This window comes from Bacillus sp. ES1-5 (genome assembly GCF_022487605.1).
Taxonomy (GTDB): domain Bacteria; phylum Bacillota; class Bacilli; order Bacillales; family Bacillaceae_G; genus Bacillus_A; species Bacillus_A wiedmannii.
In genome coordinates, this window is the sequence record NZ_JAKVPU010000015.1 from 1 (window position 1) to 12,270 (window position 12,270).

18 protein-coding genes are annotated in these 12,270 nt (G+C 37.6%); 2 read left to right on the plus strand and 16 right to left on the minus strand.

Translation table 11 applies throughout. From position 1 onward, the window contains the following. Positions 1–160 precede the first annotated feature (160 nt). Positions 161–379 carry a hypothetical protein gene (locus MKO96_RS27935; protein WP_000900298.1) on the minus strand — a complete coding sequence of 73 codons (219 nt, stop codon included), beginning with the start codon at positions 377–379 and terminating at the stop codon, positions 161–163. A 170-nt stretch (positions 380–549) separates the two neighbouring features. On the opposite strand from MKO96_RS27935, the gene pdaB reads away from it, so the two are divergent. Beyond that, the gene (pdaB, locus tag MKO96_RS27940; RefSeq protein ID WP_098275280.1) at positions 550–1,314 is read left to right on the plus strand and encodes a polysaccharide deacetylase family sporulation protein PdaB; all 765 of its coding nucleotides are present in this window, start codon (positions 550–552) and stop codon (positions 1,312–1,314) included. Positions 1,315–1,443: 129 nt separating this feature from the next. Here the strand turns inward: pdaB and kbaA are convergent, their stop codons facing one another. Beyond that, on the minus strand, positions 1,444–2,055 hold the full coding sequence (kbaA, locus tag MKO96_RS27945) for a KinB signaling pathway activation protein KbaA (RefSeq protein ID WP_240589283.1): 612 nt from the start codon (positions 2,053–2,055) through the stop codon (positions 1,444–1,446). Positions 2,056–2,194: 139 nt separating this feature from the next. Between kbaA and gerD the strand changes: the two genes are divergently transcribed. Then, positions 2,195–2,812: a spore germination protein GerD gene (gene gerD / locus MKO96_RS27950; RefSeq protein ID WP_000827523.1), complete on the plus strand. Its 618-nt coding sequence runs from the start codon at positions 2,195–2,197 to the stop codon at positions 2,810–2,812. A gap of 56 nt (positions 2,813–2,868) precedes the next feature. Here the strand turns inward: gerD and MKO96_RS27955 are convergent, their stop codons facing one another. The 14 genes from MKO96_RS27955 to rpmJ form a co-directional block, all read right to left on the minus strand. Then, positions 2,869–3,936, minus strand: a complete 1,068-nt coding sequence (locus tag MKO96_RS27955; RefSeq protein ID WP_240589284.1) for an Mrp/NBP35 family ATP-binding protein — start codon at positions 3,934–3,936, stop codon at positions 2,869–2,871. A 143-nt stretch (positions 3,937–4,079) separates the two neighbouring features. After that, positions 4,080–4,793, minus strand: coding sequence for an N-acetylmuramoyl-L-alanine amidase CwlD (gene cwlD, locus MKO96_RS27960; RefSeq protein ID WP_000822446.1), 714 nt, complete (start codon positions 4,791–4,793; stop codon positions 4,080–4,082). Positions 4,794–4,859: 66 nt separating this feature from the next. Then, positions 4,860–5,288 carry a YbaK family protein gene (locus MKO96_RS27965; protein WP_001101006.1) on the minus strand — a complete coding sequence of 143 codons (429 nt, stop codon included), beginning with the start codon at positions 5,286–5,288 and terminating at the stop codon, positions 4,860–4,862. Between the two features lie 162 nt (positions 5,289–5,450). Then, entirely contained in the window at positions 5,451–5,843 is a 393-nt protein-coding gene (gene rpsI / locus MKO96_RS27970) for a 30S ribosomal protein S9 (RefSeq protein WP_000079986.1), read from the minus strand. Positions 5,844–5,864: 21 nt separating this feature from the next. Further along, positions 5,865–6,302, minus strand: coding sequence for a 50S ribosomal protein L13 (gene rplM / locus MKO96_RS27975; protein WP_001260795.1), 438 nt, complete (start codon positions 6,300–6,302; stop codon positions 5,865–5,867). A 152-nt stretch (positions 6,303–6,454) separates the two neighbouring features. Further along, on the minus strand, positions 6,455–7,198 hold the full coding sequence (gene truA / locus MKO96_RS27980; protein ID WP_369294531.1) for a tRNA pseudouridine(38-40) synthase TruA: 744 nt from the start codon (positions 7,196–7,198) through the stop codon (positions 6,455–6,457). A 14-nt stretch (positions 7,199–7,212) separates the two neighbouring features. Then, on the minus strand, positions 7,213–8,007 hold the full coding sequence (locus MKO96_RS27985) for an energy-coupling factor transporter transmembrane component T family protein (RefSeq protein WP_001186519.1): 795 nt from the start codon (positions 8,005–8,007) through the stop codon (positions 7,213–7,215). After that, positions 7,995–8,876, minus strand: a complete 882-nt coding sequence (locus MKO96_RS27990) for an energy-coupling factor ABC transporter ATP-binding protein (RefSeq protein WP_000406519.1) — start codon at positions 8,874–8,876, stop codon at positions 7,995–7,997. The genes MKO96_RS27985 and MKO96_RS27990 overlap by 13 nt, the downstream gene beginning before the upstream one ends. After that, positions 8,852–9,694, minus strand: a complete 843-nt coding sequence (locus MKO96_RS27995; protein WP_000711780.1) for an energy-coupling factor ABC transporter ATP-binding protein — start codon at positions 9,692–9,694, stop codon at positions 8,852–8,854. The genes MKO96_RS27990 and MKO96_RS27995 overlap by 25 nt, the downstream gene beginning before the upstream one ends. 103 nt (positions 9,695–9,797) lie before the next feature. Further along, positions 9,798–10,160 (minus strand): 50S ribosomal protein L17, encoded by a 363-nt coding sequence (rplQ, locus tag MKO96_RS28000; RefSeq protein ID WP_000331490.1) that lies wholly within the window; start codon positions 10,158–10,160, stop codon positions 9,798–9,800. Positions 10,161–10,195: 35 nt separating this feature from the next. Then, a complete protein-coding gene (locus MKO96_RS28005; RefSeq protein ID WP_000569644.1) occupies positions 10,196–11,140 on the minus strand; it encodes a DNA-directed RNA polymerase subunit alpha in 945 nt (314 codons plus the stop codon). A 180-nt stretch (positions 11,141–11,320) separates the two neighbouring features. Beyond that, a complete protein-coding gene (rpsK, locus tag MKO96_RS28010) occupies positions 11,321–11,710 on the minus strand; it encodes a 30S ribosomal protein S11 (RefSeq protein WP_000101797.1) in 390 nt (129 codons plus the stop codon). 24 nt (positions 11,711–11,734) lie between these two features. Then, positions 11,735–12,100, minus strand: a complete 366-nt coding sequence (gene rpsM, locus MKO96_RS28015) for a 30S ribosomal protein S13 (RefSeq protein WP_000090790.1) — start codon at positions 12,098–12,100, stop codon at positions 11,735–11,737. A 21-nt stretch (positions 12,101–12,121) separates the two neighbouring features. Next, positions 12,122–12,235, minus strand: a complete 114-nt coding sequence (rpmJ, locus tag MKO96_RS28020) for a 50S ribosomal protein L36 (protein ID WP_000868344.1) — start codon at positions 12,233–12,235, stop codon at positions 12,122–12,124. Positions 12,236–12,270: the final 35 nt, after the last annotated feature.

A 12,270-nucleotide genomic window follows, 5' to 3' on the forward strand; every position in this document is an offset into this window, starting at 1 on the left:
CAAAGAACTACTTAGCCGCTCATTTGCGACTTCCTTATGTTAACATCTTCGTTTTTCGATGTCAACTAAGTTTTTCATTTTCTTTTTTGTCGTTTTCTGCGTTTCCGCATCAGCGACGCTTATTAATTTATCATATAATAACCATTAACGTCAACACTTTTTAATAAAAAGTTCTTTTCCTTACATAACGCATACATTCTTCTGCATTAGCGACTCTTCGAAACAAACAAAAAATGATTTTATATCTTTCTTCCATCGCCTTTTTTACAACGTCATGAATACGTTCATCTTCAAAATCAAATAAAAGTTCTTCTAACTCTCTCTTCAATATATATTCCATTTCTTTTTTCTCTTCTTTCGTTAACATAAACCCAAGCAAATCATCACCTCAATCATTTCTTACAAAGCAATAAACGTTCCGCTCATTTTCACTTATTAAAATCCTATCATTCATTATATCCACTGCTTACGATATTAATCCTTTGTTCTCTTTTTAATATATAAAGCATATATGTAACTGAAAAGGATTGGACAAAGGGGCGTAATATTATGTTTTTCTTTTTTATTACGAGTAAACGAGCTTTTAAACACATTAGCTTAATAGTGATACTTTCCTTATTTACAGCATGGCTTCTCTTTTTGAAAACATATTCACATGAATCTGCTTTTTCAACTGCGACAGGACCTAAAGTTATTTACAAAGGAGACATCTCTAAAAAACAAGTTGCATTCACGTTTGATATTAGTTGGGGAGACAAAAAAGCAATTCCAATCCTTGATACACTTAAAGAACGAGACATTAAGAATGCAACCTTCTTCCTTTCTGCTGCATGGGCAGAAAGACACCCTGATGTTGTTGAACGCATCATAAAAGATGGACATGAAATCGGTAGTATGGGTTATAATTACACGTCCTACACTTCTCTAGAGACAAATGAAATACGAAGAGATCTTTTACGAGCACAGGATGTTTTTACAAAACTCGGTGTGAAACAAGTCAAACTATTACGTCCACCTAGTGGAGACTTTAACAAAGCAACACTTAAAATAGCAGAATCACTCGGATACACCATCGTCCATTGGAGTAATAACTCAAACGACTGGAAAAACCCAGGTGTAAACAATATCGTTTCCAATGTCTCTACTAATTTAAAAGGTGGAGATATCGTCTTATTACATGCATCCGATTCTGCCCTCCAAACAAATAAAGCTTTACCACTGCTTCTGCAAAAATTAAAGAGTGACGGATATGAGCAAATATCGGTATCACAACTTATTTCTAACACAAGTACAAAAAGTGAAGATGTAAGGTAATTCTTTTCCCTCGTGCCTTCACACATAAAAAGCTCTACTACCTATCATTAAGGTAATAGAGCTTTTTTCATCCCGATATTTGCATTCGTACAACTACCCTCTGTATAAAAAAACCAAAACCTCTCTTACTTAAGCCGACTTACTCGTCTTTCCAATTAAACGATGTAATATAAGTAACTGATATGCATTACACAATAAAAGTGGTATCACCATTAAATACAACCAATCTGTATCATTAATACGAAGCGCTGGTACCCACTCAAGAATTGTTACAACAACCATAAAGAACAAAGCGGGCACAAATGCCTTTCTATTTGTTTCTTTGCTTTTTATGTAAGCAACAATCGCCCCAAACACAAATAACACACCAGCAACAAGTATGTTATTCCCTAATGAAACTTCCCCATTTGCAATCAATACGGATCTTAAATACACGAAATCAAATAAAACGAATGCAATAAAGAAGACCTGGACTGCATTCCATAAAGAAGGTGACCTGAACATCCCCAGTCCAAAACGATGGATTGTTAAATAGGCAAAGAACCCCATTTGACTTATAACACTAAAAATAAATCCTACACCCATCAACCAGAAGGAAACTGCTAAAATCTCCTTTCCGTCTAAATTTTGAAAAAATTTAGCGTACTTGTCCCACTCCAAAACAAATCCAATAATGACCGTGCTAATCCCACCAAGAAACAACGTCGTAAAAAACAGTCGTACCCACTTGCGGCTATTCACAACACATCCCCCATTATCCTTATATTTCTAATTAAATTGTATCAATGACAATTTCAAAAAGCTAGCCATGTTCATGTATAAATTCCTTAAAGATATTTATATTAAAAAGAGAGAACTGTGTTGAAAGGAGTTCCAACTTATGAAACGGATGCTGCTCGTTTTGACTTCTTCTTTTCTATTTCTTGTACTTGTAGCATGTGCACAAGGAAAAGAAGCAAAGTCCGAACTTGATTATGACCAAACGAAGAAAATGATTGTTGATATTTTAAAAACCGATCAAGGTAAGAAAGCCATTCAAGATGTGTTAACTGATGAAAAAATGAAACAAGCACTCATACTAGATGAAACAGTAGTAAAGAAAACGATTGAAGATGCAATGGTATCCGACAAAGGGCAACAATTCTGGGAAAAGCTCTTTAAAGACCCTGAGTTCTCATCGAAATTCGCTAAAAGTATGGGAAAAGAACAAACAACCTTAATGAAAACATTACTAAAAGACCCTGAATACCAAGCAGGCGTTATAGAAATTATGAAAAACCCTGAAGTAGAAAAAATGATGTTACAAACAATGAAGAGCAAAGAATACCGCCAATATTTACAACAAGTACTAACAGAAACTGCTGAAAGCCCACTCTTCCAAGCTAAGATGATTGATATTATTAGTAAAGGTGTACAAAAGGCCGAAAAAAGTGGATCTGATAAAAAAGAAGCAGGCGGTGAAGGTGGTTCCCAAGACGGTAAAAAGGAGCAACAGTAAAAATAATAATTATAATAATGAGTGGACAATATATATATCGTCCACTCATTATTATTTTATTTTTGCGTGACAGCTATTTTATCAATTACTGTCTCAGCTATCGTGCGATAAATAAGACCCGTCGTATGTGTATCTTCATATACTGAAGGCGCAAAGTCATCTTTATTCCAATCAGGTTGTTGAAGCGGGATTCGGCCAAGTACTTCTGTTTGAAGTTCTGTAGCTAATTTATCTCCTCCACCTCTTCCAAACACATATTCTTTTTCACCAGTTGTTTTACTTTCAAAATACGCCATATTTTCAACAACACCAAGAATACTATGTTCTGTACGTAAAGCCATGGCTCCAGCACGCGCTGCCACAAATGCCGCTGTTGGATGTGGCGTTGTTACAATAATCTCTTTACAAGCTGGCAACATTGAATGTAAGTCTAGCGCAACATCACCTGTACCCGGTGGTAAATCTAAAACTAAATAGTCTAAATCGCCCCACTCTACTTCTGTAAAGAAGTGATTTAACATTTTCCCAAGCATAGGGCCTCTCCAAATAACCGGTGCATTATCTTCTACAAAGAATCCCATTGAAATTACCTTTACACCTAGACGCTCCACTGGAATGATTCTATCCCCTCTTACAACAGGACGTTTTTCTATCCCCATCATATCCGGTACGCTAAAACCATAAATATCAGCATCAATGATACCAACCTTTTTACCTAGACGAGCTAAAGCAATAGCAAGGTTAACAGAAACTGTTGATTTTCCGACTCCACCTTTTCCACTCGCCACTGCTAAAAATGTTGTTTTTGAATTTGGTGACAATAAAGATTCATTTTGCTCTTCTTCCTGTTCCGGTGCAAACTGAGCTAATTCCTCTTCTGTAAATTCTGCAAAGCGAAGTCCTACTGTTGCTGCTCCTAGTTCTTTTACTAACTTTACAATTCCAGATTGCAATTGCATTTGTTCCGCTGTACCAGTTTTTACGATTGTAATTTTAACACTTACATGTTCCTTCTCAGGCTTAACTGTTACCTCTTTAATTGCACCTGTTTCTTTTAACGTTTTATGTAAAAACGGATCTACAATCCCTTCTAACGCTTCCACTACTTGCTCTTTCGTTACCATAGTTAGCCCAGCCCCCTGTATGAAAAATAACGTAATGTTAATTAAATGTATCTCTCTTTTTTTTTGAAATAAATGCGTTTACATTTCCAGTATAACATATTTTCGGAAAACTTCGTTAACGAGAGAAACTCAAAAAATCCTCCTTATTCTGGAGGATTCCCTTTTTCCGTGAAATAACGTAATATACCACGATATACTGCAGCCGCTACCTTTTGCTGATATTTCTCCGAATTTAACATATACCTTTCGTTTACATTCGATAAAAAGCCAGCTTCAATTAAAGCACCTGGTGTCTTCGCATACTTTAATAAATACACATGAGAAATTGTTTTAGCAGAACGATTCGTATTCTCTAAACTCGTTCTCAATTCAGCTTGTATAAATTTCGCAGCACGTTCATTTTCAACCGAAGAACGGTAGTAGAACGTTTGTGCGCCTTTCGATCCACTGCTAGTTAAAGCATTTAAATGAATACTCGCAAAAAAGTCTACATCAGGCTTATTAATAATCTCTACACGCTTTTTTAAATCCTCTGCTTTACGTCTACTATATGATTTTGTATCTTTCTGAGCTAAATCATAATCTCCCTCACGTGTTAAAATAACTAGTGCCCCTTGTTCTTGTAAATAATCTTGTACCTTCTTTGTAATCTCAAGCGTAATATCTTTTTCTATAATATCTTTTCCACCAACAGCCCCTCCGTCTGGCCCACCATGCCCAGCATCCAATACAATCACTTTCCCCGATAAGGGTAAATTCCAAGCTCGCCACGATTTTGTAATTTGAAATTCTTGTTTAACTAAAAAAAACAAAACAACCGCAGCGAGTGCAAAAGAGATAATTCGAATTCTCTTCATACCTTTCCTCCTCCAGCTAGTCCCTCTAATTACTTATATGGGACAAGAGGAAAGTTTATGCTTGTCTTAATGAAGCTTTAATCGATATCTTCTTTCACCTTTTTCATATCCTTCCTGCCACCATAAGCCTATAAACTGCTGGCAAGATTCAAAAAGTAATTCCTCATCTTGTAACTTAATTTCCCGCATAGTCATGCTCGTTAAAAATTGAAATAGTGTTTCCGTTAATTGTTGCTCTTCTTCTAAGGCTCTATATTTCACATCAAAGAATGATTCACCATAATAACCAAACTTACTGTATCTCGCTCCTAATAAATACGATTCTATCCCTAATTCAATACAGTAATCTTCATACTGACGATGAAGTTCCTGCATCTGAAAGGCATCCCTAATATTTGAACGTAATGTTTTTAATGATAATTCTCGCAGCATCTTCCGTTCATATTTCAACTGCTTTTCTTTTTGTTTTTCTTGTAAGCTGACAATGACATTCATAGTACTTATAAACCTCCCTAATACGTATTAGTCTAAACTTCTAAAGAAGAAGCATACGCGCGAGAATAGCACTAAAATATTCCAAACTACAAAAATTACAAAAGAGGAATGAAACATAAAAAAACCCCAACCAAAATGGTTGGGGTTTGTAGTTCGCAAAAATTAACGTTTTGAGAACTGAGGTGCACGACGTGCGCCTTTAAGACCGTATTTTTTACGCTCTTTCATACGTGCGTCACGAGTTAATAGACCTGCACGTTTTAGTGTTAGACGGTATTCTGGATCAGCTTTTAATAAAGCGCGAGAAATACCGTGACGAATAGCACCAGCTTGACCAGTGTATCCACCACCATTTACGTTTACAAGTACATCGTAGTTACCTAAAGTTTCTGTTGCAACTAGAGGTTGTTTCACTACTTCACGTAATGCAGCAAATGGGATATAGTTTTCAAAATCACGACCGTTAATGATAACGCGTCCTTCGCCTGGAACTAGGCGTACGCGCGCTACTGAACTCTTACGACGTCCAGTGCCATAGTATTGAACCTGTGCCAAAGTAAGCCCTCCTTTAATTGATTATCCGCGAAGTTCGTAAACTTCTGGTTTTTGTGCTTGGTGTGGATGCTCTGCTCCAGCATACACGTTTAATTTCTTAGATACTTGACGTCCTAAACGTCCTTTTGGAAGCATCCCTTTAATTGCAAGCTCTAACATTTGTACAGGGTAGTTTGTACGCATTTCTAGAGCTGTTCTTTGTTTAAGTCCACCTGGGTGGTTAGTGTGACGGTAGTAAATTTTATCGTTTAATTTATTACCTGTTAAATGAATTTTTTCAGCGTTAATAATAATTACATGATCACCCGTGTCAACGTGTGGTGTAAATGTAGGTTTGTTTTTACCGCGTAAAATAGATGCTACTTCAGTAGATAGGCGACCTAAAGTTTGACCTTCAGCATCAACCACATACCATTTACGCTCAACTTCGTTAGCTTTTGCCATAAAAGTCGTACGCATGTGTTTCCCTCCTCGTTATCTTTTCCATAGAAAAAATCTATTGTTTATCTTAAACACGATTTCCTTCCGGGGCTAATCGTGGTTTTAGAAACAATACCATATGTTATGATATACTTTTGAGTTTCTAATGTCAAGCAAATGTTACACCAGGATTAGTTGTTATAGTTTACCTGCCATAAGTAAAGTCCATGACCTGGAGCCATCTTTCCAGCAAACTGACGATTTTGTTTCGCTAAAATCTCTGGAATGCTATCAGGATCAAGCTTTCCTTGCCCTACGCTAAGTAACGTACCAACAATAATTCTGACCATATTATATAAAAATCCATTACCTACAAAACGAAAAATTAATTCATCGCTTTGCTCAATTAACTCAATTTCATAAATCGTTCGCACTTTATCTTTTTTGTCAGTTTTTGCCGAACAAAAAGAAGTGAAATCATGCGTTCCAATAAAATAAGGAATCGCTTTTCTTATAGAGCTTATTTCGAGCGGGTATGGATATTGATATACGTAATTTCTACGGAATACATCCGCAGTCTTTGATAATAATACACGATAACGATATTCTTTTCTCTCGACACCGTAACGCGCATGAAATTCTTCTGTTTTTTTCTCTACCTGTCTGATAACAATATCATCTGGCAACATTGTGTTTAATGCATTACTCCATTGCCACTCTTCAAGAGACAACGGTGTATCAAAGTGTATGACTTGTCCTTTAGCGTGAACGGTAGAATCCGTTCTGCCCGATGCCTGAACACGAACAAGTTCTCCTTTATGCAATTTCTGCAAAGCTTTCTCAATCTCTTGTTGAACAGTACGTTGCTGCGGCTGAATTTGATAACCACAAAAATGCATGCCATCATATGCAACCGTACATTTTATTCTATCCATTTCTCTATTCTCCATTACGATCGCACCCATGCCAAAATACAAGCTAAACAAAGTAAGCTTATAATTGTTACTGTATCGCTTGTTTTCCAGCGTAGTTGCCTAAATTTAGTACGTCCTTCGCCATTTTGATATCCACGTGCTTCCATAGCAATTGCTAAGTCCTCAGCACGCTTAAAAGCACTGATAAATAGAGGAACGAGTAGTGAGATAATAGCTTTTATCCTATCTTTTATCGGTCCTCCTGCGAAATCAATACCACGTGAAGCTTGTGCCTTCATTATTTTACTCGTTTCATCCATTAATGTCGGAATAAAACGAAGAGAAATTGACATCATTAATGCGATTTCATGAACAGGAACTTTTATACGTTTCAACGGCTTTAATAACGTCTCCAAACCATCTGTAATCTCAATGGGTGTCGTCGTTAACGTTAATAATGTCGTCATTAAAATAATAACGAAGAATCGTATAGAAATGTATATCCCTTGCTCTAATCCTTTTTCATGTATCGAAAACCAACCAAGCTGGAATAGTACTTCCCCTTCTTTATTTGTAAAAATATGCAGGAAAAATGTAAAAAGAAAAATCCATAGAATTGGTTTTAAGCCCGAAAGTACATAACGAATCGGCACTTTTGCAAAAAATAAAGCAATGAGTGCATATAAAAATAAAAATCCATATGAAATCGCATTATTTGCTAAGAAAACAACAAATACATATAAAAAGACAATCAGCAGCTTCGTACGTGGATCAAGTTGATGAATAAGAGACTTCCCTGGAATATACCTTCCAATAATCAACTGCTGCATGATTCATGACCACCTTTTCGTAACACCTGCACAACTTCATGAGTAAGATCCTCTAAAGATAAGGTAGCCTTTGGGATTGAAATGCCAAACTTCTCTTCAATTGCACGTTTATACTTTAAAGACATAGGAAGATCCACGCCGATTTTCTCTAGTTCATCAGCATGTGAAAATACTTCCTCTGCACTTCCTTGCAAAAAGACCGTTCCTTTATGCATGACTACAATCTGCTCCGCATACTTAGCAGCATCCTCCATATTATGTGTTACTAGGATAACTGTAAGACCTTTTTCCTTATGCAGCTTATAAAACATCTCCATAAGTTCATTCTGCCCTTTTGGATCTAGTCCTGCTGTAGGTTCATCTAATACAAGCACTTCGGGTTCCATCGCCAATACACCCGCTATCGCAACACGCCTCATTTGCCCACCACTTAACTCAAACGGTGAACGTGTTAACAGTTCTGGCTCTAATCCTACAAGTTCAATTGCCTCTCTTGCCTTTTGCTTCGCTTCTTCTACAGATACCCCAAAATTAGTAGGGCCGAAACAAATATCCTTCTCCACAGTCTCTTCAAACAACTGATGTTCTGGAAATTGAAAGACAACCCCTACCTTTTTACGTAGTGGCTTTAGCTTTTTTTCTTTCTTTCCTGCCGAAATGAAATGTTCACCAATTTGAACTGTGCCATTCGTCGGCTGCAATAAACCATTTAAATGTTGAATCATCGTCGACTTACCTGAACCAGTATGACCGATAATGGCATAATAGCCCCCACTTGGAAACGACACGTCTACATCATAAAGTGCGCGTCTTTCAAATGGAGTTTTATATTGATAACGATGTTCTACTTTTTGGAATGTAATCTCCAAAGTTCGTTCACCAAGCTTTCCATTGTAAGATGCGTATTTTGCAAGAGAATTTCATTTCTTTTTAATAATTCTGCTATTTTCACTGAAAATGGTACATCTAATCCAATTTCTTGGAGCATATGAGAGGACTTGAAGATTTGCTTTGGAGTCCCTTCCTCTAATATTTCTCCCTTATTTAAAATAATGACACGGTCTGATTGCGCCGCTTCTTCTAAATCGTGCGTAATTGATAACACGGTAATACCTTTTTGATTAACAAGTTGTCTAACCGTTTCTACTACTTCACGTCTCCCTTGAGGATCTAGCATTGACGTTGCTTCATCTAATATCAAAATAGATGGCTGAAGTGCTAAAACGCCTGCTATTGCCACTCGCTGCTTTTGCCCACCAGATAACGAATGAGGTTCATCATTAAGAAAATCTTCCATACGGACAAGTTTGAGGGCCTGATCTAATCTTTCTACCATTTTCTCTCTTGGCATTCCGATATTCTCTAAGCCAAAAACAACGTCGTCTTGCACTGTCGTTCCAACAAATTGATTATCTGGATTTTGAAATACCATCCCAATTTGTTTTCGAACATCCCATACCGTTTCCTCTGATAAAACCATTGTATCATTTACTGTAATAGTCCCTGCTTCCGGCAAAAACAAACCATTCAATAATTTTGCAAGTGTAGACTTCCCTGAACCGTTTTGTCCAATAACAGATACCCATTCTCCCTCATACAAGGAAAATGAAACATCTTTTAATGCATAAGTGGCTGCCCCAGGATATTGAAATGATATATTCTCTGTCCGAAGTTTCTCTTTTTTCAATACAAGGCACCCTTTCCTTCGCCAAGTTAGCCTATTTTTATATTTAAAAAAAAGGGCCATGACCAGTTTCTTGAAAAGAACTGTCCTGCCCTTTTAATTATCATTATACTAACTCGATAATTACCATTGGTGCTGCGTCTCCGCGACGTGGACCAATTTTTGCAATACGAGTGTATCCGCCTTGGCGCTCAGCATAGCGTGGAGCTACATCAGCGAATAATTTTTGAAGTGCATCTTGACCAGTCTCAGCGTTAGCTACTTCATTGCGAATGAAAGCTGCTGCTTGACGACGAGCGTGAAGATCTCCGCGTTTACCTAAAGTGATCATTTTTTCCACTACAGAACGAAGTTCTTTTGCACGAGTTTCTGTCGTTTGGATGCGCTCGTTGATAATTAAATCAGTAGCTAAATCACGTAACATAGCTTTACGTTGCGCACTTGTACGGCCTAATTTTCTGTATGCCATTCGTAGTTCCCTCCTTTGTTGATGGGTTTAAATCCTCAGTCGTCTTTACGTAAACCTAAACCTAATTCCTCAAGTTTGTGTTTAACTTCTTCTAAGGATTTACGTCCTAAGTTACGAACTTTCATCATATCTTCTTCTGTTTTGTTCGCAAGCTCTTGTACAGTATTAATTCCTGCACGTTTTAGGCAATTATAAGAACGAACAGAAAGATCTAGTTCTTCGATAGTCATCTCAAGAACTTTCTCTTTTTGATCTTCTTCCTTCTCGACCATAATCTCAGCATTTTGTGCTTCATCAGTTAAACCAACAAAGATATTTAAATGCTCAGTTAAGATTTTGGCACCTAAAGAGATAGCTTCTTTTGGCCCGATGCTTCCATCCGTCCATACATCAAGCGTAAGCTTATCATAATTAGCCACTTGTCCGACACGTGTCTTTTCCACTTGGTAAGTCACACGTGATACTGGAGTATAAATAGAATCAATAGGAATTACTCCTATTGGTTGATCTTCGCTTTTATTTGCATCAGCTGGCGTATACCCACGGCCACGCTTTGCAGTTAAACGCATGCGGAAATGCGCATTTTTTGCTAACGTTGCAATGTGTAAATCTGGATTTAAGATTTCTACATCACTATCATGAGTAATATCAGCAGCTGTGACAATACCTTCGCCCTGCACATCAATTTCCAACGTCTTCTCTTCTTCAGAGTAGATTTTAAGAGCTAACTTTTTCAAGTTTAAGATGATCGTCGTAACGTCTTCTACTACGCCCTCAACTGTTGAAAATTCATGTAATACGCCATCGATTTGGATAGCAGTAACAGCGGCACCAGGGAGTGAGGATAAAAGAATACGACGTAAGGAGTTACCCAAAGTAGTACCATATCCACGCTCAAGCGGTTCAATTACGAATTTACCATATTTAGCATCTTCGTTAAGTTCAACCGTTTCGATTTTCGGCTTTTCGATTTCAATCATTAACTAAACCCTCCTTCAAAACGTCGAAACCCCGGTTAAACAAAGGGATACCCCCTGTCTAACCGAAAGTCCCCCTTAGGCAGTTCCCGATTGTGCACAACAAGCGATGTTTCTGTACGAAATTTCTCGATAATGCATCATATCCATTATAGACAAAAGGGAAAATTCTATACAGAAAAATTACACACGACGACGTTTTGGTGGACGACATCCATTATGAGGAACTGGAGTAACATCTCTAATTGCTGTTACTTCTAGACCTGCAGCTTGAAGAGCACGAATTGCAGCTTCACGACCAGCACCAGGACCTTTAACAGTAACCTCTAAAGTTTTTAAACCGTGCTCCATTGCAACTTTAGCAGCAGCTTCAGCAGCCATTTGCGCAGCGAATGGAGTAGACTTACGAGATCCACGGAAACCAAGTGCACCAGCACTAGACCAAGAAAGTGCGTTACCATGAGTATCTGTAAGTGTTACGATTGTGTTGTTGAAAGTAGAACGAATATGAGCTATACCAGCTTCAATATTCTTTTTCACACGTTTTTTACGAGTGTTTGTTTTACGTGCCATTGTTAGTTCAACCTCCTTTACTTATTATTTCTTTTTATTTGCTACTGTACGACGTGGACCTTTACGTGTACGAGCATTGTTTTTAGAGTTTTGACCACGAACTGGTAAACCACGACGGTGACGAAGACCACGGTAAGAACCGATCTCCATTAGACGTTTAATGTTAAGAGATACTTCACGACGAAGGTCTCCCTCAACTTTAATACGATCGATGATATCACGGATACGTCCTAGTTCGTCTTCCGTTAAATCACGAACTCGTGTTTCTGAAGAAATACCAGCTTCTGTTAGAATTTTTTCAGCAGTTGTGCGACCAATGCCGAATACGTAAGTTAAAGAAATAACAACGCGTTTGTCTCGAGGAATATCTACACCTGCGATACGTGCCATTCTGAATGCACCTCCTTCTGATTAACCTTGTTTTTGTTTATGTTTAGGGTTTTCACAAATAACCATTACTTTTCCACGTCTACGAATAACTTTACATTTTTCGCAGATTGGTTTAACTGACGGTCTTACTTTCATGTCTCGAACCTCCTTAAAGATTACGGAGTGCTATA